The sequence below is a fragment of the Laedolimicola sp. genome (genome assembly GCF_051972735.1).
GTDB lineage: Bacteria > Bacillota > Clostridia > Lachnospirales > Lachnospiraceae > Laedolimicola > Laedolimicola intestinihominis.
This window is the reverse complement of record NZ_JBOKYU010000022.1, coordinates 1-20540: the sequence shown is the minus strand read 5'-3', so window position 1 is coordinate 20540 and position 20540 is coordinate 1. Positions and strand designations below refer to the sequence as shown.

The following is a 20540-nucleotide window of genomic DNA, read 5'->3' as shown; positions in this document are numbered from 1 at the left end:
TACTCAAAGAAAAACAAAGAGGTAAAACGGATGACTGCAGTAGAAAGATATGAATGTATACTTCAGGCTCTTCAGCAGGAAGAGGTTGTGATGGTCAATGAGATAGCGGATATGACGGGAGCATCGCTTCCGACTGTGCGAAGAGACCTGAAGGCTATGGAAGAAAAGAAGCTGGTGGTACGCTTTCACGGCGGCGTACAGCTGGCAGAAAAAAATGCAGAGGGCGCAAAATTCAACCTGGTCAACCGGATCCCGGTGGAACAGGAAGCAAAAAAAGCCATTGCAAAAAAGGCAGCAGAGCTGGTTGAAGACGGGGAGATTATTTTTCTGGATTCAGGTTCTACTACGTATTTTATGTGTGAATATTTGAAAAATAAAAATGTAACGGTGGTTACCAACGGAATTTATAATATAACCAGGCTGGCAGAAAATGAGGTACAGACCTTTGTACTGGACGGACAGACACGCCCCAAAAGCCATTGCATCCTGAGCCAGGATACGGTGGAGAGGATGGATTCCATTCTGATAGACAAAGCATTCCTGGGAGTGCGGGGGATCGATGTCCGAAGCGGCTTTACCACGACAGATTCCTTTGACTGTCTGTTGAAAAACAAGGTGCTGTCCAAGGCAACCAAAAGCTATGTACTGGCGGATCCGTCCAAATTTTACCAAAGAAAGTTTTATTCCTACGGACACATCCAGGAGGCCGCAATTATCACGACGGATGCGAGAGGATTCCAGGCAGAGGGTCTGGAGATTATCCTGGCAGTCGAATAGAAAATTCCGTGCAGACCACCAAGACAGCTTGCGTTTTAGGGGCGGAAGAGAGGAAGGCAAAATGAGCAAGAGCAGATGGTCTGTGATGCAGATTGGAAAAATGAAAGAGATTATCGGAGAAGGAGCAGCCGAGGCACTGGGCGAGGAGATTGCGGCCCGGGGCGTAAAAAAAGCTTTGATTGTAACAGATGATGGTGTGGTGGCAGCAGGACATGTGGCGAGAATCAGTGAAAATCTAAAAGCGCATGGCGTGGACAATGTGATTTACGATGGGGTACGTACCGATCCTCTGGATGAAATGGTGCGGGAAGGCCTGAAGCTTCTGAACGAGCAGGGCTGCGACGGTGTACTGGCAGTGGGCGGCGGAAGCTCCATGGATACAGCAAAGGCCATCTCTGCCATGAAATACAACGAGGGGGATATTATGGAATATACCCGCCATACGGAAGTGCGAAGAGGCTGGAAGGCCGGAAGACTGCCGCTGTTTTTTGCAGTGACCACAGCCGGAACCGGAAGCCAGCAGTCCCCCTATGCAGTCATTACCAATACAAAAATTAACCGGAAATGTAATGTGACCAGTGAGCTGTTCTATCCGGATCTGATTATCCTGGATGCAACACTGACATATACCCTGAATCAGAAATGGACAGCCAGCTGCGGATTCGATACACTGGCCCATGCGATTGACGGATACACAGTAAAGCAGCTGATCTGTGTGCCCAATGATTATTATGATACCCTGGCACTGAAAGCCATCGAGCTGACAGGAAAGTCTCTGCGGCAGGCATATGCGATTCCGCAGAATTATGAGGCCCGTAAGGATATGCTGGTAGCCAGCGACCTGGCCGGACTGATGCTGTCTGCCGGTACGGGAGCGACCCATGGTCTGGCCAACATGCTGAGCAAATATTATCATGTACCCCATGGAGAGTCCGTAGGCATGCTGCTTCCGTATGTGATGGAATACAACATGATTGCAAGCCCGGAGCGTTTCCGTAAGGTGGCCGAGGCACTGGGAATCGATACGGCAGGCATGACCGATATGGAAGCAGGACATGCGGCAGTGGATGAAGTAAAGCAGCTGATCCGTGATGTGCATCTTCCCTATGTATGCGATTATATTAAGGAAGAAAAGGAAATTTACAATTTCCTGGAGGAGAGTCTTCCGAATACCTGTAATTATGCCAATGCAAGAGAAATTAATTATGAGGCGGCAGAATGGATCTTTGTTTCTGCATTCAGAAAGGAATAAGAGCTATGAAGGTGTTAATGATTAACGGAAGTCCCCATAAAAACGGCTGTACCGCCCGGGCACTGGCAGAAGTCGCAGGGTCTCTGAAGGAAGAGAACATCGAGACTGAGCTTGTACAGGTGGGAACGGAAGAACGGAAGGGCTGTATCGGCTGTTGGAGCTGCAAGAAAACCGGTCACTGCTTTATGGGAGATCTGGTTAATGAGCTGGCAGATAAGATGAAGGAATGTGACGGCCTGATTGTGGGAAGTCCGGTTTATTATGCGGGAATGTCCGGACAGCTGAAGCCGGTACTGGACCGGTTGTTCATGTCAGCGGATACAGAGCTTCAGTACAAGCCTGCGGCAGCAGTAATCAGCAGCCGGAGGGCCGGTTCCACCAGTGCGTTTGATGATGTGAACCGTTTTTTCACCATGACCAGTATGCCGATCGTATCATCGAATTACTGGAATGAGGTCCACGGAAGAAAGGCGGCAGATGTGGAACAGGATCTGGAAGGCCTACAGACCCTTCGGCTTCTGGGAAAGAATATGGCCTGGATGCTGAAATCCATTGAAGCCGGTAAAAAAAACGGGCTGGAAAGACCGGCGGGTGAGTCGAAGGTATCGACGCATTTTATTCGAACATAATGAAAATAAAGATGCTGTCAGGCAGAAAAACCTGACAGCATTTTTGTGTATAACGTGAAAATATATAAAATTATGAAAACTTAGTTATCGTCCTCATCCTCAGCGCTCTTGGTATAGACGGTACGCTTTCTTGCCATTTCATCGCTCTCCAGGTACTCGTCGTAGGTGGTGATCTTATCGATCATAGCGCCGTTCGGCAGCAGCTCGATGATACGGTTGGCAGTAGTCTGTACAATCTGGTGGTCACGGGAGGAGAACAGCAGCACGCCCGGGAACTTGATGAGGCCGTTGTTCAGGGCCGTGATGGACTCCATATCCAGGTGGTCGGTGGGCTCGTCGAGAATCAGCACGTTGGCGCCGGAAATCATCAGCTTGGACAGCATACAGCGGACTTTCTCACCTCCGGACAGCACCTTGACCTTCTTCACGCCGTCTTCTCCGGCGAAGAGCATACGGCCCAGGAAGCCGCGGACATAGGTTGCGTCCTTGATCTCGGAATACTGGGTCAGCCAGTCAACGATGGTATCGTCGTTGTCAAATTCCTTACTGTTGTCCTTGGGGAAATAGGACTGGCTGGTGGTGATACCCCATTTATAAGTACCCTCGTCCGGCTCCATTTCTCCGGACAGAATCTTAAAGAGGGTTGTTTTGGCAAACTCGTTGCCTCCTACGAAGGCTACCTTGTCGTCATGACCCAGAATAAAGGAAATATTATCCAGAACCTTCACACCGTCGATGGTCTTAGACAGACCCTCTACGGTCAGCACTTCATTTCCGATCTCGCGGTTCGGACGGAAATCAATGTAGGGGTACTTCCGGCTGGAGGGACGGATTTCGTCCAGCTCGATTTTCTCCAGGGCCTTCTTTCTGGAGGTTGCCTGCTTGGACTTGGAAGCGTTAGCAGAGAAACGGGAGATAAATTCCTGCAGCTCCTTGATCTTCTCTTCCTTCTTCTTATTGGCCTCCTTCATCTGACGAATCAGCAGCTGGCTGGACTCGTACCAGAAGTCGTAGTTACCGGCATAGAGCTGAATCTTGCCGTAGTCGATGTCGGCGATATGGGTGCAGACCTTATTCAGGAAATAACGGTCATGGGATACTACGATGACGGTGTTTGGGAAGTTAATCAGGAACTCCTCCAGCCATGCGATAGCGTCCAGATCCAGGTGGTTGGTCGGCTCGTCCAGAAGCAGGATATCCGGGTTGCCGAACAATGCCTGTGCCAGCAGAACTTTGACCTTCTGGGCACCCAGGAGATCCTTCATCAGGGTGTAGTGAAGATCGGTATCGATACCCAGTCCGTTTAAGAGAGTAGCGGCGTCAGACTCAGCCTCCCAGCCGTCCATGTCCGCGAATTCAGCCTCCAGCTCGCTGGCGCGGATACCGTCCTCATCGGTAAAATCCTCTTTTGCGTAAATGGCCTCTTTCTCCTTCATAATCTCGTAGAGACGGGCATTTCCCATAATAACGGTGTCCAGAACCGGATACTCGTCATACTGGAAATGATCCTGCTTCAGGAAGGAGAGACGCTGTCACGGGGTGATGACGATTTCGCCATTGGTGGAATCCAGCTCGCCGGACAGAATCTTTAGGAAGGTAGACTTTCCTGCGCCGTTGGCTCCGATGAGGCCATAGCAGTTACCCTCGGTAAATTTGATATTGACATCTTCGAATAAGGCTTTCTTTCCTATTCTAAGCGTTACATTATTTGCACTGATCATGTTTTGCTCCTTATGACTTGGTAAATATGGTGTATGATACGTTTTTTGGCCCACAGCTTTTATCTGCGGGCATACACATCTATTTTACAGGAAAATATAGAATTTGCAAGCCCTTTCCACGGTTAAATTCCTGAAATTTCTGAGTTTTCAGGATTTCGGAGGGAAAACGGGATTTTCCGGCGGACGGACTTGAGCGGCCGGGGAAAAGAAGGTATAATGTAGGAAATCACGGGCGTGAAAGCACGGAAGAAGGGAGCAGCATATGAGACATACATTTACATTGGCAAACGGGGTAGAAATTCCGGCGGTGGGCTTCGGTACCTACAAGGCCGCCGACGACAACGATGAGGCCATTATCAGCGAAGCAATCCGGCAGGGCTACCGGCATCTGGATACGGCTGCCTTTTATTTTAATGAGGAAGCAGTGGGAAAAGCAGTCCGGGAAAGCGGCGTTCCCCGGGAAGAATTTTTCCTGACCTCGAAGGTCTGGAGAGACCGACTCGGCTACGATTCAACCCTGCGGGAGTTTGAAGAGTCCTGTAAAAAACTGGGTACCGACTATCTGGATCTGTATCTGATTCACTGGCCGAGACCTGACGACCTGACAGCTGAGTGGAAGGATCTGGACGTGGAAACCTGGAAAGCCCTGGAGGATCTCTATAAGTCGAAAAAGGTGCGGGCCATCGGCGTCAGCAATTTCCTGCCTCACCATCTGAACAACCTGCTGGAGCGGACCAGTATCATTCCCATGGTGAATCAGCTGGAGTTCCATCCGGGATATATGCAGAAGGCCGCGGTGGATTTCAGCCAGCGCCTGGGCATCCAGGTGGAGGCCTGGAGTCCCATCGGACGGGCCAGAGTGCTTCAGGAGCCGCTTCTCATGGAACTGGCGGAAAAGTACCAGGTATCCGCAGCGCAGCTTTGTATCCGGTTCGCCCTTCAGTGCGGCGTACTGCCTCTGCCGAAATCCTCTTCCGGCGAGCGGATGCGTCAGAACCTGGATGTCTTTGGTTTTAACATCGAGGACGACGATATGCATCAGCTGATGACACTGCCCCAGATTGGCTGGTCCGGAGAGCATCCGGATCGGGAGCGGGTCGCTATTTAGAAAAACAGAACGGACAGAATCTGATGGGAAGGATTCTGTCCGTTCTTTGATAGAAAAAAGAAATTTTTATTTTAAAGCAGTTTTATGTTGGGTAGAACCGTAATTCCAGTCCCGGCTGTCCAATTCCCGGATGGCTTTTGCGGCGAAATCTACCAGAACATTTGTCATTTTCTCACCCTTTTCTGCAGTGCCCTTTGTGGCGTCTCCGGTCTGTGCAGTATTGGTAATTTCAGAAAAATCCCATTTTATATCAATGCCATCTATCAGATGATCCGGAATGACACAGGTAGCCAGTTCCGGCTCACAGTATTCGCCGAACAAATGATACGCAATAGAAGTTTCGCCTTCACCGGCATGCCCCACGCCGTTCCATACCTCGAAGGTTCCTTCCGGCAACAGCTTTCCGGCGATTACCCACCATTCCGGCAGAGAAGCAATGCGGGCGTCAGGATACTTTTCTTTGATTTTGCGGGAAGCAATCTCAATGGGGGCAATATTGCCGTCATGGCCATTGAAAACAAAAATCTTATTAATTCCGTTGCGAAGGACGCTTTCCATTATATCATAGATCACCTGTGTTACGGTGTCATAGCTTAAAGTCAGTGTGAAGGGAAACGTATCGTAATGTCCGCTGTAGCCGACGGTGATAGGAGGCAGTACAAGTAAGCCATCTACGTTGTCGGCAATCTTCTTACTTAATTCATAAGAAACCAGAGTGTCGCAGCCTTCCGCGATATGCTGACCATGGGCTTCACAGGAACCGACAGCGAGAATAGCCTTGTCGTAATGCCCCTCTTTTACCTGATGAGCTGTTAATTTCATTAATTCATGATTTGCCATAAGAAAAACTCCTCTCTTTTTTTGTATCAAGCATACGGAATCAAACTTTCAGAGTCAATGGGTTGGAAAAAATAAAGTGTCTGAAAATACAAAGGCTGTGTGAATGGTTTGTGTCGAAAAGAGTTGCAAGTGTCCGGAAAAGCAGTAGAATGTCGATATAGCGTCGAAGGCATTTTCAAACCAAAAAAAGTGTGTAAAATAGAGCACGTGGAGAGGAGAAAGCATGACAGGAAATACGAAAGACCAGATAGGAAAGCTGCTTACAGAAAAGAGCAGAGAGTTTTCAGGTAATAACAGAATTGAGCTGACAGCGAAGAATATCGGAGATGATTTGTACATCAGCAGGAACCTGGCCAGCCAGTATCTGAACGAACTGGTTAAGGAAGAAAAGGCAGTGAAAATCAATTCCTGGCCCATTTGCTTTTTGAGCAGGGAAGAATTGGAAAAAAACTACCGGGTGCATTTGGAGAAGATTACCTATCAGAGCTTTGAGGAGCTGCTGGATGTACTGGAACAGACCGGAACCAGAGATTTTGCCAGGGCCATCGGTTATAACGGAAGCCTGGGGTACTGTATTGAACAGTGTAAATCAGCTATCGGTTATCCGGGACATGGAATCCCGATTCTCCTGTGCGGTGAAAACGGAGTAGGAAAAAATTTCCTGGTACAGCTCATGTTCGAGTATGCGGTCAACAGAGAAGTGGTTCCAAAGGAGGAAGAGGTTGTCTGGATGAACTGTAGCGATTACCAGAATAAACCAGAAAAATTCCGGGAACTGCTGGCTGTGCAGCAGGGAAAAAGGCTGATGGTCTTTGAAAATCTGGATCGGCTGCCGCCGGAGGAACAGGAGCTGTTGCTTCCACTTTTGACAGAAGGACTGGACGAGCGGGGAAGGCGGCTGGTATTCACGGCCTCTGAAAAAACAGAAAGAAAAATTCTGGATTCCCTTTTGCGACAGATTCCGATTGTACTTCAGATTCCTTCTCTGGACGAACGGTCTCCGGAAGAACGGGAGGAGCTTATTGTATCCTGTTTTTATAAGGAATCATTGAAGCTGCATAAGGACATCTATATCAGCAAGCGGGTGCTGCAGGCCTTTATGAATTATCATTTTGAGGGAAATATCCGTCAGTTTCGCAACAGCATTGCCATCTGCTGTGCCAATGCGTTGATGCGGCAAAACGGAGAACATATTCAGGTTATGCTGTACCATCTTTCAGAAGATATGATTGCTTCTCTTCCTATGGCAGAGGAAAAGACAGAGGACGAGACGTTGATTCCCATCCGGGGGTATCAGCATGAAAACGGATTGGACAGCTATTTCAATATACTTTCACAAATATTGAATCAGTTCGAACAGCTGGAAACCGAAAAAAACTGGAACGATTTTGTAAAGCAGTCTTATTACTGTGTAAAAGGCTATTACGATTATCTGGTATTCCGGAAAATCTACGCAAACGGAAAGCTGAAAGCGGTTCAAATGGTGGTAGAGGATGTGATAGGCTCTGTCAGCAAGAAATATAATATTACGCTTTCCACAAACTGGGGAATTGTTATTACAAGGCTCATCTATCAGCAGATACAGAATTATGTGCAGATATCCGGTTGGGAGGAACAGCATAAAAAGGAATTGAACTATCTGGAACACCGGCTGACAGAGAATTTCCCGAAAGCAGCTCTGGTAGTGAAGGATCTGGCAAAGGCAGTGCGGGATAATCTGGATCTGGATCCCGGAATTTCAGCCCGTATTCTGCTGACACTGGAAATTATGCAGTATGACCGGGATATTCATGAAAATGATATGTATGGCCTAATCATCTGCCACGGCTATTCTACAGCCAGCAGTATTGCGGATTCGGTCAATGAAATTCTGGATTCCAGAGTATTCGAGGCCATTGACATGCCGCTGGACAGCAATGTGGTTGAGGTGGTGCAGAATGTCAAACGTCATATCCGGAATCTTCCCGGAATTAAAAATCTGTTGTTACTGACGGATACGGGAAGTCTGGAGGATATAGATATCCGTTTGGATGATGTATCCAATATAAATATCGGTATCATCAATAACGTATCCACAGCTCTGGCTCTGGAGGTAGGCAGCCGGATGCTGCAGAGAGAGGAACCGGAGCAGATTATCCGGGAAGCGGTTCTGGCGGGCAATCCGAAGGGAAGGCTGATAAAAAAGGTACAGAAGGAAGCGGCCATTATCTTTGTCAGCGAGTCAGGCATCCGATCTGCTGAGCGGATGAAAAAGCTGTTTGACGAGAGTATGCCGCGGATCCTTCCGATTCAGTCTATTGTTTACGATTATTATGATTTGGTGAAAAACCAGGAGTCTGCAGAGATTTTTCAGAAGTATGATGTGCTTTGCATGATTGGCGTTTTCAATCCGAAGCTGAAGGAGGTTCCCTTTATTGCCCTGGAGGATATGATTTCCGGAAACTCACTGGAACGGTTAGAAGGAATCTTTCGCAACTATCTGAATGAGGAAGAAATTCAGCAGTTTGAGAGTAATTTCCTGAAGAATTTCACACTGGAAAATGTAGTTCAGTATCTGACTATTCTGAATGCCCCGGCGCTTTTGAATATGGTAGAAGCGGCCATGCAGACCTTACAGAAGCATATGCACAGGCAGCTGGGAGGCAGAACCATCTGCGGTCTGTATATCCATATCTGTTGTCTCATCGAGCGTCTGGTGACAAAGGCGGAGATAACCTCTGTGGAATATGAAAATTTTGAAAATGAGCACCGGGAATTCATTGATATGATGCAGAGCAGCTTTGAAGAAATCTGCAGTCATTACGGTGTGAAATTGCCCATCGGCGAGATTGCCTATGTATATGATTATATAAAAAATGACAACAGAGAAGAGGAGTTTTAAATGAAGATTTTAATTGCGTCCCATGGAACTCTGGCAAAAGGAATGAAATGTTCGCTGGAACTGATTATGGGAGAACAGGAAGAGGTAAAAACCTTCTGCGCCTATCTGGATGGAGAAACCAGTATTGAAGCGCGTGTGAAAGAATTTATGGAAAACATAAAGGAAGGAGAAGAGTGGGTGATTGTCACCGATTTACTGGGTGGCAGTGTGAACAATGAGTTTATGAAGTACATCCACCGTCCGGATATCCATCTTCTCACCGGAATGAATCTGGCCCTCCTGCTGGTGCTGACCGAATTGAAGGATGCATCGGCGGAGGTTGCGATAGAAGAAGCCCTGAATGCAGCCAGAGAAGGGGCAGTTAACTGCAGAAAGCTTCTGGACGCAGAAGCGAAAAATGAGGATTTTTAAAAGCTGGGAGGTGTAAGAGAATGATTAAACTGTTGCGTGTGGATCACAGACTGCTGCATGGTCAGGTGGCGTTTTCCTGGACCACAAACCTGGGCGCGGACTGTATTTTGATTGCCAATGATGGTATTATGCATGACGATTTGCGGAAAACAACCGTGAAGCTCAGCAAGCCCGCCGGAACTAAGCTGGTTATCAAAAATATTGAGGATTCCATTGCTGCAATTAACAGTGGAGTTACCGATAAATATAAATTATTTATCGTAGTAGAATCCCCAAAGGACGCCATTACATTGGCGGAGCATTGTCCGCAGATTACCCATATCAATCTGGGTGGCGTCAAGAAACTGGAAAACGGAAAGCAGCTTTCCAAGACTATCTGGGTAACAGAGGAAGAGGAAGCGGGTCTGAAACGACTGATAGAAAAAGGTACTGAGGTGGAAATACGTCTGGTACCGGATGAACGAAAGGTTAATGTAGATAATCTTATCTAAAGAGGAGGTAAAGTAAAATGGGATCAAACTTGGGAATTGCGTTATTGCTCGGCCTGGTCGGAGCATTTGCAATCTATGATTACGCAATCGGAACAAACTATATTTTCCGGCCGTTGGTTACCGGCGTGCTGGTAGGACTTGTAATGGGTGATGTGAGACAGGGAACCATTATCGGCGCCTCCCTGGAGCTGATGTTTATGGGAGCTGTATCGGTTGGAGCGTATATTCCGCCTGATATTGTTACCGGAGGTATTCTGGGAACCGCGTTTGCTATCGGTCTGGGAAAGGATACAGGAATTGCCATGGCCCTGGCGCTTCCTATTTCCATGATAGCGCTGGTTGTCAACAACCTGGTATTTATGCTGGGTACCGTGATTGCCACAAGAGCTGATAAGTACGCAGCGGAAGGAAATGCAAAGGGCGTGTTCCGGGTAATGAATTTCTTTGGCTTTATTCGCTGCCTGAGTGCTTTTATTCTGGTTTTTGCCGGTTATTATCTGGGCAGTGATGTAATGCAGAAATTCCTGGACTCTATTCCGGCTTTTATTACCAACGGTCTTTCCGTTGCGGCAGGCCTCCTTCCTGCAGTCGGAATTGCGGTACTGGCAAAAATGATACTGAACAAGCAGCTGATTCCGTTCCTGTTCCTTGGCTTTGTACTGTGCTCTTATTTTAACGCGCCGATTTTGGCTGTAGCGATTATCGGAATTATTATTGCAGTAGAAAAATCAGGTTTACTGGCACCGAAGGGAGCGGCAGCAGAGGCTGCGGTTAATACCATAGCAGAGGAGGATGAGGACGATGACTTCTAATCAGACAGAAAAGCATTTGGAGAAAAAGGATTTACAGAGAATGTTCCGGCGAAGCCTGAAAACAGGCTGGGCATGGCATTATGAGCGGCAGATGCATCTGGGTTTTGAGTACATGATGGAGCCGATTCTTCGAAAGCTGTATGGGGAAGGAACTCCGGAATACAAGGACGCCTTGGTACGTCACCTGGAATTCTTTAACTGTACCCATCAGTTGATTCCTTTTGTAGGCGGCGTAGTGGCTTCCATGGAGGAAACCAATGCCAACAGCGATGATTTTGATACGGCATCCATTACGCAGGTAAAAACAGCCCTGATGGGTCCCTTGTCCGGCGTGGGTGATTCCATTTTCCTGGGAACCATCCGTGTTATTGGTACCGGTATCGGCTGTTCCCTGGGAGCTGCAGGCAACTGGCTGGGCGCAATTCTGTTCCTGTTGATTTTCAATGTACCCAGTTATCTGTGCAGATATTTCGGCGCATTAAAGGGTTATGAGCTGGGAACAAAGTATCTGGAGAAAATCCAGAAATCCCATATGATGGATAAATTGATGCTGGCCACCGGAATTGTGGGTATTATGACTGTAGGCGGTATGATGATGACTATGGTATCGGTCAATTGCCCCATTACGATCGGATCCGGTGACGCGGCAACGACCATTCAGTCCATTCTGGACGGTATTATGCCGGGTATGCTGGGACTTACCTTTACCGGAATTTACTACGGACTCATGAAGAAGAACGTAAATGTCATGTGGCTGATTCTCGGGACCTGTATTTTCGGAATCATCTGCGCATTCTTTGGCATTTTAGGTTAAATAAAAAAAGAAGAGGAGAAAAGAAAAAATGTATAAGTTTGACGAGGCAAAGTATCTGGAAATCGGACACAAGACAGCGGCAGATTTGGAGCTGGCAGAAAAGGCGGCAGACGCTGCGGTAGCACACGGCTTTGACAACATTTTCATGGTAGGCGTGGGAGGCTCTATGGCAATGCTTACAGCGGCAAGCGTCGTATGGAAGCAGATGAGCAATACGCCGGTTTATCTGGAGCACGCGGCAGAGCTGATGACCATCGGAAACCGTCAGCTGACAGAAAAATCTCTGATTATTACGGTATCCAAATCCGGAGATACAAAAGAGGTAACAGCGGCTACGGCAAAGCTGAAGGAAAAAGGTTGTTATATCGTGGCATTTACCAGCAGCCCGGACAGCCCGATCGGAAAGAATTCCGATGGCTATGTACCGGTAGTAAAGGCGGATCTTCCGGAGTTCTATTACATGGAGATTTATACCTTCCTGATGCGGATTTTCCTGAAACAGGGAGAAATTTCTGAGGCAGACTATGCACAGTTCAAAAAAGAAGTTGCCATGATGCCGGAAAATATGGTGAAGGTAAAAGAAAAGTTTGATCCGGAAGCAGAAAGAATGGCGGAGGCCCTGAATAGAGAAAATTACATCCTTTTCGTAGGCGGCGGCCAGATGTGGGGCGAGAATATTGACGAGGCTATGTGCGTGGTAGAGGAAGCACTCTGGGTTCGCACGAAGTCCGTATCCTCCGCGGATCTGTTCCATGGAACCCTGGAGCTGATTGACGATTTAACACCTGTCATTCTGATTAAGGGTGAGGGTCCGGACCGCGCGCTTGACGAGAGAGCAGAGCGTTTCCTGAAGCAGACACCTGCGAAGCTTTTTGTAGTAGATACGAAGGATTATGAGCTGGAAGGCGTAGAGGAAAAGTTCCGCTGGATCTATGCTCCGTTTATTGCCTGCAGTCTACTGATTGATCGCCTGTCCATACAGATGTCCCTGAAGCTGGGTCATGATATGCAGCTGAGAAGATACTATCGCCAGTTTGAGTATTAATATATGAAAAAAGCAGTTATCTTTGATTTGGATGGTACCCTGATAGACAGTGAACTCTTCTACCTGAATTTGCTTCTTGAGTTTCTGAAAAGAAAGGGTATGGTACTTCCTTTTGAGGAAGCCTGCAAGACCGTCGGCGCCCACAATTCTCCCATATGGGAGAATGTGGCCCGGGCGCACGGCGGGAGCATATCGGGAAAAGCGCTTCGTCAGGAGTATAAAGACGAATTTGAGAGAAAGTTCCGGAATCGGGAGCTGGATTACAGTCAGATGCAGTTTGCGGACGTGCTTCCGGTATTGGAAAAGTTGCGTGCGGATGGCGTAAGGATGGCCATCGCCTCATCCTCCTCCGACAAAATCATCCGAAGAGTTGTAGAGCAGCAGAACTGGGAAAGATTTTTTTCAGTGTTAGTAAGTGGAGATAATTTTCGGAAAAGTAAACCGGATCCGGAAATTTATCGGTACACGATGAAGCAGTTGGGAACGGCACCGGAAGAGACATTGGTTGTGGAGGATTCCACCTACGGAATTGAAGCCGGAAAAGCAGCAGGCGTAATGGTAGTTGCGAGACGAGATTTACGATTTGGATTTCACCAGGAAAAAGCAGATTGCCTGTTTGATGATATGCGGGAAATACTTCCGAAGATATCAGATAAATATGTCTGAATTGTTATAATTATTATGCAAATATTATAATTCTAAACAATCTCTAAAATATTAGCACTCCTACTTGACGAGTGCTAACAATGGTGCTATAACAGAGTCAGAGCAAGGGAGAAGAAAGAAAATAAGAAAAAGCCCTTGCGGAACCTCCAGCAGAACTGAAGGGAAGATTAGGAGGAATGATTTATGTTAGTACCGAGTATTTTTGGAGAAAGTTTATTAGATGATTTTGTAAATGATTTTGCATTTCCGTATGCACCTGCAAAGAAGGTTTATGGCAAAGAGGCAGCGTCCCTCATGCGCACCGATGTGAAGGAGACCAAGACAGGTTACGAGCTTGAGATTGAGCTTCCGGGTGTAAAGAAAGAGGATGTGAAGGCAGAACTGAAGGACGGTTATCTGACCATTACCGCTTCCACCGACAGCAAGAAGGAGGAGAAGCAGGACGGTAAGTACATCCGTAAGGAGCGCTACAGCGGCACCACTAGCCGGAGCTTCTATGTGGGAGAGGATCTCACCCAGGAAGACATCAAGGCCAAATTTGAAAATGGCGTGCTGAAGGTGCTGGTTCCGAAGAAAGAGGAGCAGCCGAAGGTAGAAAAGAAGAGCTATATCGATATTGAAGGCTAAGCGTAGGCCTTTTCGACAGGCAAAAGAGAAGATGGGGATGCGGCTTGGCTGCATCCCCATCTTTGCAGCTGGTAATTATGCAGGCGGAGGTGAGCAGGCATTATGAAACAGGACTATTATGAGGTGCTCGGCATTGGAAAGCAGGCAGATGAGAAAGAGATAAAGCGTGCTTACCGGAAGCTGGCAAAGAAATACCACCCGGACATGAATCCGGGGGACAAGGTGGCCGAGCAGAAGTTTAAAGAGGTCACAGAGGCCTACAATGTGCTCAGTGACAAGGAAAAGAAGAAATTATACGATCAGTTTGGTTTTGCGGCCTTTGACGAGGCAGGCAACGCCCGGGCAGACGCAGGAAGCGGTTTCTACGGAGGAGCGGGCGGTCAGGGCTTTGGCGGCCAGGGAGGCTTCCGTAGCGGCAGTTTCCACACGGGAGACGGCAGCGGCTATCAGGAGTTCCATTATGAAGGCGGCGACATGGGCGATATGTTCGGAGATATCTTCGGCAATATGTTCCATGGCAACGCAGGCGGCCACAGCGGCTTTTACAGCAATGGTTCCGGTTTTGGCGGCTTTGGCGGTCAGAAGGGCTATCGGCAGCAGGCTTCTTATCGGGGCGAGGATTTACACGCGGACATTACGGTCGGCTTTGATGAGGCGGCCTTTGGGTGCGATAAGATGATTCACATTCAGGCAGCAGACGGTACCGGCGTACAGTCCTTAAGCGTGCATATTCCGGCAGGTATTGACGACGGCAAGAGCGTGCGGCTCCGGGGAAAGGGACACCCGGGCTTCGGAGGCGGGGAGAACGGCGATTTGCTGCTGAAGGTACACATTATGCCCAGGGCAGGATATGAGCGGAAGGGCATGGATGTCTATACCACGGCCGATATCCCATTTACCACAGCGGTATTTGGCGGCGAGGCCAGCTTCCCGACCCTCTACGGCAATGTGGTCTGCAAGGTTCCGGCAGGAACCCAGTCCGGAAAGAAGATACGGCTCCGCGGCAAAGGAATCGTGTCTATGAAGGATCCGAAGGTACACGGGGATCAGTACGTGACCATTCAGATTCAGGTACCGACCACACTGACAGCCGAGCAGCGGCAGAAGCTGCATGAATTTGAAAATGCCATGAAGCAGGGCGGCAGAAGCGCTGCGTAAGATAGAAAGTAAAAGTCAGAGCCTTCAGAGCGGAAACGTTCCGAGGGCTTTGTTTTTTCTGGGCTGAATTTCTGAAAGAGCAGTTATTTTATTTGTATTGTAAACTTGAAAAATAAAATCTGTTGACAATCTGTACTTTTTCTTGCAAAAGCCCTGTTCTTATTATAAAATAAAAAGCAGTGCCATGACCGGACATGCAGCCGGGCACTGATAGCAGAAAGTAGAAACAGAATTCAGAAAATGCGAAACTCCGAAAGAAAATGGATTTATCTATGGATTTTGCAGGATGGGTTGTAAACATGGAAAAGAAAGAAACAATGATCCAAGCGGAAGATTTGGTTTATGAATATAAAAAATACGATGAGGAAGGCCGGGAACGGGAGCTGATTAAGGCCGTGAACGGCGTCAGCTTCCAGATAGAGAAGGGGGACTTTGTAGCGATTCTGGGACACAACGGTTCCGGAAAATCTACGCTGGCCAAGCATATCAACGCCCTGCTTATCCCCAGCGAGGGAACTCTGTGGGTGGATGGAATCGATACCCGGGAGGAAGAACGGGTATGGGATATCCGGCAGAGCGCCGGTATGGTATTCCAGAACCCGGATAATCAGATTATCGGAACCATTGTGGAAGAGGACGTGGGCTTTGGTCCGGAAAATATGGGAGTGCCCACGAAAGAAATCTGGGAGCGGGTGGAGGAGAGCCTGAAGGCAGTGAATATGCTGAAATACCGTCACCATTCTCCGAATAAGCTGTCCGGAGGCCAGAAGCAGCGGGTGGCCATTGCGGGCGTGGTAGCCATGCATCCCAAGTGCATCGTGCTGGATGAGCCTACCGCCATGCTGGACCCTAATGGCCGGAAGGAAGTCATTCGGACAGTCCGGGCGTTGAATCAGGTGGAAGATATTACAGTCATTCTGATTACTCATTATATGGAAGAAGTCATTTACGCGGACAAGGTCATCGTCATGGACGACGGTAAAATCGTCATGACCGGAACGCCGAAGGAGATCTTCTCCCAGGTGGAGACTTTGAAATCTTACCGGCTGGACGTGCCCCAGGCCACCCAGCTGGCGTGGGAGCTGAAAAAAGCGGGTCTTGACCTGCCCGACGGAATACTGACAAGAGAGGAACTGGTGGAAGCCTTATGTCACTTAAATTAGAGCATGTGCAATATACCTACAGTCCTTCCACAGCCTACGAAATCCATGCGCTGAAGGACGTGAATCTGGAGATCCCGGACGGTCAGTTTATCGGTCTCATCGGCCACACCGGATCGGGAAAATCCACGCTGGTGCAGCATCTGAACGGCTTGGTAAAGGCCACCTCCGGCCATATCTATTTTAACGGAGAGGACATTTACGCGGAAGGCTACGATATGCGCAAGCTCCGCAGCAAGGTGGGACTGGTATTCCAGTACCCGGAGCACCAGCTTTTTGAAGTGGACGTCTTAAGCGACATCTGCTTCGGGCCGAAGAATCAGGGATTATCGAAGGGAGAGGCGGAAGCCCGGGCAAGAGAGGCCATGCGGATGGTAGGCCTTTCAGAGGAATATGAGAAGCAGTCGCCCTTCGAACTGTCCGGCGGTCAGAAGCGCCGGGTGGCCATCGCGGGCGTACTTGCCATGGAGCCGGAGGTGCTGATTCTGGACGAACCTACGGCGGGCCTGGATCCAAGGGGCCGGGATGAGATTCTGGACCAGATAAGCTGGCTTCATAAAGAAAAGGGCATTACCATCGTGCTAGTATCCCACAGCATGGAGGACGTGGCCAAATACGTGGAGCGCATTATCGTCATGAATCAGGGCGAGGTGCTGCACGACGGAGTGCCAAGAGAAGTGTTCCGGCACTATAAAGAGCTGGAGAGCGTCGGCCTGGCCGCACCCCAGGTGACCTACATTCTGCATACCCTGAAGGAAAAGGGATTTGGCGTGGACGAGGACGCTACGACCATAGAAGAGGCAAGGGATACGATTCTGAACGTGTTCCGGGATAAGGTAAAAAAACATGATTAGAGATATAACGCTGGGACAGTATTACCCGGCAGATTCCATATTGCATAAATTAGATCCCCGCGTGAAGCTGGTGACAACCATCGTCTTTCTGATAGCCCTTTTTGTGGCCGATGACTGGGTGGGGTATCTGGTGGCAACGGTTTTTCTGGTGGCTGTGATTAAGCTTTCGAAAGTGCCCTTCCATTTTATGGTAAAGGGTCTGAAGGCCATCTTTTTCATCCTGCTGATTACCTTGATTTTCAATCTGTTCCTGACGCCCGGCGACGTGGTGCTGGTGCAGATCTGGAAGCTGAAAATCACAGATAAAGGACTTCACACGGCGATTTTCATGGCTGTCCGACTGATTTACCTGATTCTGGGCACCTCCGTCATGACTCTGACGACTACGCCCAACGACCTGACGGACGGTCTGGAGAAGCTTTTGAGCCCTTTGAAGAAGCTGCGGGTGCCGGTACACGAGGTGTCTATGATGATGTCCATCGCTCTTCGATTTATTCCGATTCTTTTGGAGGAAACGGATAAAATCATGAAGGCGCAGATTGCCAGAGGCGCGGATTTTGAGCACGGCAACCTGGTACAGAAGGCAAAGAACCTGGTGCCCCTGCTGGTGCCGCTGTTTATCTCCGCGTTCCGACGGGCCAATGACCTGGCGATGGCTATGGAGGCCAGATGTTACCGGGGCGGCGAGGGCAGAACGAAAATGAAGCCGCTGGTCTATGCGAAGCGTGATTATTACGCCTATGGCGTGGTGGCGCTCTTTATGGCGGCAATTATTGCAGTGAGAGTGGTATTATGAAGCGCGTGATGCTGATTGTGGCCTATGACGGCACGGATTACTGCGGCTGGCAGGTACAGAATAACGGAGATACGATAGAAGGAGAGCTGAACAAGGCTCTTTCTTCTTTATTAAAAGAGGAGATCACGGTTATCGGCGCCAGCCGGACCGATTCCGGGGTCCATGCCCTGGGAAATGTGGCCGTCTTTGATACGGAGGCCCGGATGCCCGCCGAAAAAATGGCCTACGCTCTGAACAGCCGCCTGCCCGAGGATATCCGGGTACAGCGTTCTTTTCAGGTGGCCGATGATTTCCATCCCCGAAAGACCAGCTGCATCAAAACCTATGAGTACCGGATTCTGAACCGGGAATTCGAGCTGCCCGGAGAACGGCTGAACAGCCACTTCTTCCGGAAGAAGCTGGACGTGGCGAAGATGCAGGAGGCCTGCCTGCCGTTTTTGGGAGAACATGATTTTAAAAGCTTCTGCAGCATTCATACTCAGGCGGAAACCACAGTCCGGACCATTTACAGTCTGGACGTGATAAGAGAAGGGGATATGATACGAATCCGGGTGACCGGAAACGGCTTTCTCTACAATATGGTCCGCATTCTTGCAGGTACCCTGATAAATGTGGGCTTCGGAGTTACAGACCCGGCAGAAATCCTGGGCATCATAGAGGCGCGGGATCGTCAGGCAGCGGGACCGACAGCTCCGGCGAAAGGCCTGACTCTGATAAAAATGGAATATCCGGAGCATCCGGAATTTCCGGGACAGAAAAGTTGAAAAAGTGGTTGACACAACCGCGTTTCTATCATATAATAACTCAATGTGACGTAGTGCGAAAATGTCTGAGCCAAAGCCCCGGTAATGACATATTTCCATAGAAGTTTCAATTTATTTTCAGGAGGAAAACCAATGAAAAGTTACATGGCTAGTCCAGCAACAATTGAGAGAAAATGGTATGTAGTTGACGCTACAGGATATACATTAGGACGTTTGGCTTCAGAAGTAGCTAAAGTTCTGAGAGGTAAGAACAAAGCAATCTTTACTCCGCACATCGACACCGGAGATTATGTAATCGTTGTAAATGCAGACAAGATCAAAGTAACCGGCAAGAAGCTGGATCAGAAGATTTACTATCATCACTCTGATTACGTAGGCGGTATGAAAGAGACCACCCTGCGTGAGATGATGAACAAGAAGCCGGAGAAGGTTATCGAGCTCGCTGTAAAGGGCATGCTTCCGAAGGGACCGCTGGGAAGACAGATGTATACAAAGCTTCACGTATACGCTGGTCCGGAGCACAATCATGAGGCTCAGAAGCCGGAAGTGCTTACATTTTAATTGAGAAAAGGTTAAAGGAGGAAATTTACAGTGGCTAAGTCAAAATTCTACGGAACTGGCAGAAGAAAGAAATCCATCGCAAGAGTATACCTGGTACCGGGTACTGGAAATATCACCATCAATAAGAGAAGCATCGACGAGTATCTTGGTCTTGAGACCCTGAAGGTAGTCGTTCGTCAGCCGCTCGTTGCTACAGAGACAGCAGAAAAGTTCGACGTTCTGGTAAATGTTCGCGGAGGCGGATATACAGGACAGGCTGGTGCTATCCGTCATGGTATCGCAAGAGCACTGCTTCAGGCAGATCCGGATTACCGTCCGGTCCTGAAGAAGGCTGGTTACCTGACTCGTGACCCGAGAATGAAAGAGCGTAAGAAGTACGGTCTCAAAGCAGCTCGTCGCGCTCCGCAGTTCAGCAAGCGATAATCGACTGCTCAGACTATATCAAAATGGTTCAAAAAGCCCGGAAAATCAAGGTTTTCCGGGCTTTTGCTATATCTAAACGGGATGATATGGTTTGACCAAATTTGGCAAAACGAGAGCCGTTTTCACCCAATTTTTAGTGGTCCGCAAGTGGTTAACCGGCCAAAAAGAGGGCAAAAAGAGGGTCAAGTGGTGCCCAAAGTGGTTAACCGAGAGCCGATTTTGTGGGTGTTTTGGGGGCTACTTTTCAGCCCTCTTTCCCCTCGTTTTTGGCTGTGGCAGTTTGGCATAGTTTGACCTAATTTGAATAATTGAATATGAATTTGATACAGCACTCAGTGTAAAATGACTGGGTGCTTTTTTCATTTCAGGAACTCATATTCCGGCCATAGAAAGAGCCGTCACTTCACTTTTTATTTTGAAGTGGCGGCTTTTTCTATTTCCAGAAACAACAGCAACAATCAGAAATGAGGTGAAGTCATGAACACACAAATCATCGCCATCGCCAACCAGAAAGGCGGCGTTGGCAAAACAACAACCTGTGCGAACTTGGGAATAGGTCTGGCACAGGCCGGAAAGAAAGTGCTTCTGATCGACGGGGACCCGCAAGGAAGCCTGACAATCAGCTTGGGAAATCCGCAACCAGACAAGCTGCCATTTACACTGTCGGATGCAATGGGCAAAATTCTGATGGATCAGCCTATACGCCCCGGAGAAGGTATTCTGCATCATGCAGAAGGCGTTGACCTGATG

Annotated in this window: 21 protein-coding genes and 1 pseudogene; 20 read left to right on the top strand and 2 right to left on the bottom strand. The window is 48.6% G+C overall.

Features of this window, described 5'->3' with window-relative positions:
- Positions 1-30: 30 nt before the first annotated feature.
- The 3 genes from ACTRC3_RS06865 (at position 31) to ACTRC3_RS06855 (ending at position 2658) form a co-directional block, all read left to right on the top strand.
- A complete protein-coding gene (locus ACTRC3_RS06865; protein ID WP_440322517.1) occupies positions 31-777 on the top strand; it encodes a DeoR/GlpR family DNA-binding transcription regulator in 747 nt (248 codons plus the stop codon).
- Positions 778-838: 61 nt separating this feature from the next.
- Positions 839-2029 (top strand): iron-containing alcohol dehydrogenase, encoded by a 1191-nt coding sequence (locus ACTRC3_RS06860; protein ID WP_440322515.1) that lies wholly within the window; start codon positions 839-841, stop codon positions 2027-2029.
- A gap of 5 nt (positions 2030-2034) precedes the next feature.
- Entirely contained in the window at positions 2035-2658 is a 624-nt protein-coding gene (locus ACTRC3_RS06855) for a flavodoxin family protein (protein WP_440322513.1), read from the top strand.
- An 80-nt stretch (positions 2659-2738) separates the two neighbouring features.
- On the opposite strand, the pseudogene ACTRC3_RS06850 reads toward ACTRC3_RS06855, so the two are convergent.
- Positions 2739-4379: pseudogene (locus ACTRC3_RS06850) on the bottom strand (ABC-F family ATP-binding cassette domain-containing protein).
- Between the two features lie 262 nt (positions 4380-4641).
- Between ACTRC3_RS06850 and ACTRC3_RS06845 the strand changes: the two are divergent.
- Positions 4642-5487 carry an aldo/keto reductase gene (locus ACTRC3_RS06845; protein ID WP_440322511.1) on the top strand — a complete coding sequence of 282 codons (846 nt, stop codon included), beginning with the start codon at positions 4642-4644 and terminating at the stop codon, positions 5485-5487.
- A gap of 66 nt (positions 5488-5553) precedes the next feature.
- Here the strand turns inward: ACTRC3_RS06845 and ACTRC3_RS06840 are convergent, their stop codons facing one another.
- On the bottom strand, positions 5554-6327 hold the full coding sequence (locus ACTRC3_RS06840) for a creatininase family protein (protein WP_440322509.1): 774 nt from the start codon (positions 6325-6327) through the stop codon (positions 5554-5556).
- Positions 6328-6550: 223 nt separating this feature from the next.
- Between ACTRC3_RS06840 and ACTRC3_RS06835 the strand changes: the two genes are divergently transcribed.
- The 16 genes from ACTRC3_RS06835 to ACTRC3_RS06760 all read left to right on the top strand — a co-directional run.
- Positions 6551-9208: a PRD domain-containing protein gene (locus ACTRC3_RS06835; protein ID WP_440322507.1), complete on the top strand. Its 2658-nt coding sequence runs from the start codon at positions 6551-6553 to the stop codon at positions 9206-9208.
- On the top strand, positions 9209-9619 hold the full coding sequence (locus ACTRC3_RS06830) for a PTS sugar transporter subunit IIA (protein ID WP_440322505.1): 411 nt from the start codon (positions 9209-9211) through the stop codon (positions 9617-9619).
- Between the two features lie 20 nt (positions 9620-9639).
- A complete protein-coding gene (locus tag ACTRC3_RS06825) occupies positions 9640-10110 on the top strand; it encodes a PTS sugar transporter subunit IIB (protein ID WP_440322503.1) in 471 nt (156 codons plus the stop codon).
- Positions 10111-10127: 17 nt separating this feature from the next.
- Positions 10128-10922, top strand: a complete 795-nt coding sequence (locus tag ACTRC3_RS06820; protein WP_440322501.1) for a PTS mannose/fructose/sorbose/N-acetylgalactosamine transporter subunit IIC — start codon at positions 10128-10130, stop codon at positions 10920-10922.
- Positions 10912-11736, top strand: a complete 825-nt coding sequence (locus ACTRC3_RS06815) for a PTS system mannose/fructose/sorbose family transporter subunit IID (protein WP_440322499.1) — start codon at positions 10912-10914, stop codon at positions 11734-11736. Before ACTRC3_RS06820 ends, ACTRC3_RS06815 begins: the two co-directional genes overlap by 11 nt.
- A 28-nt stretch (positions 11737-11764) precedes the next feature.
- Positions 11765-12781 carry an SIS domain-containing protein gene (locus ACTRC3_RS06810; RefSeq protein ID WP_440322498.1) on the top strand — a complete coding sequence of 339 codons (1017 nt, stop codon included), beginning with the start codon at positions 11765-11767 and terminating at the stop codon, positions 12779-12781.
- Positions 12782-12784: 3 nt separating this feature from the next.
- Positions 12785-13447, top strand: coding sequence for an HAD family hydrolase (locus ACTRC3_RS06805; RefSeq protein WP_440322496.1), 663 nt, complete (start codon positions 12785-12787; stop codon positions 13445-13447).
- Positions 13448-13630: 183 nt separating this feature from the next.
- Positions 13631-14074: an Hsp20/alpha crystallin family protein gene (locus tag ACTRC3_RS06800; RefSeq protein ID WP_158365001.1), complete on the top strand. Its 444-nt coding sequence runs from the start codon at positions 13631-13633 to the stop codon at positions 14072-14074.
- A gap of 102 nt (positions 14075-14176) precedes the next feature.
- Positions 14177-15232 carry a DnaJ C-terminal domain-containing protein gene (locus tag ACTRC3_RS06795; RefSeq protein ID WP_440322494.1) on the top strand — a complete coding sequence of 352 codons (1056 nt, stop codon included), beginning with the start codon at positions 14177-14179 and terminating at the stop codon, positions 15230-15232.
- Between the two features lie 299 nt (positions 15233-15531).
- The gene (locus ACTRC3_RS06790) at positions 15532-16395 is read left to right on the top strand and encodes an energy-coupling factor transporter ATPase (protein ID WP_440322492.1); all 864 of its coding nucleotides are present in this window, start codon (positions 15532-15534) and stop codon (positions 16393-16395) included.
- Positions 16380-17246 carry an energy-coupling factor transporter ATPase gene (locus tag ACTRC3_RS06785; protein WP_440322491.1) on the top strand — a complete coding sequence of 289 codons (867 nt, stop codon included), beginning with the start codon at positions 16380-16382 and terminating at the stop codon, positions 17244-17246. Before ACTRC3_RS06790 ends, ACTRC3_RS06785 begins: the two co-directional genes overlap by 16 nt.
- Positions 17239-18042, top strand: a complete 804-nt coding sequence (locus ACTRC3_RS06780; RefSeq protein WP_440322489.1) for an energy-coupling factor transporter transmembrane component T family protein — start codon at positions 17239-17241, stop codon at positions 18040-18042. The genes ACTRC3_RS06785 and ACTRC3_RS06780 overlap by 8 nt, the downstream gene beginning before the upstream one ends.
- Positions 18039-18806, top strand: a complete 768-nt coding sequence (gene truA, locus ACTRC3_RS06775) for a tRNA pseudouridine(38-40) synthase TruA (protein ID WP_440322487.1) — start codon at positions 18039-18041, stop codon at positions 18804-18806. Before ACTRC3_RS06780 ends, truA begins: the two co-directional genes overlap by 4 nt.
- A 132-nt stretch (positions 18807-18938) precedes the next feature.
- Positions 18939-19367, top strand: coding sequence for a 50S ribosomal protein L13 (rplM, locus tag ACTRC3_RS06770; RefSeq protein ID WP_158365013.1), 429 nt, complete (start codon positions 18939-18941; stop codon positions 19365-19367).
- 30 nt (positions 19368-19397) lie between these two features.
- A complete protein-coding gene (gene rpsI / locus ACTRC3_RS06765; RefSeq protein WP_440322485.1) occupies positions 19398-19790 on the top strand; it encodes a 30S ribosomal protein S9 in 393 nt (130 codons plus the stop codon).
- 477 nt (positions 19791-20267) lie between these two features.
- Positions 20268-20540 (top strand): ParA family protein (locus ACTRC3_RS06760; RefSeq protein WP_147399046.1); only part of this gene is annotated, 273 nt, incomplete at its 3' end.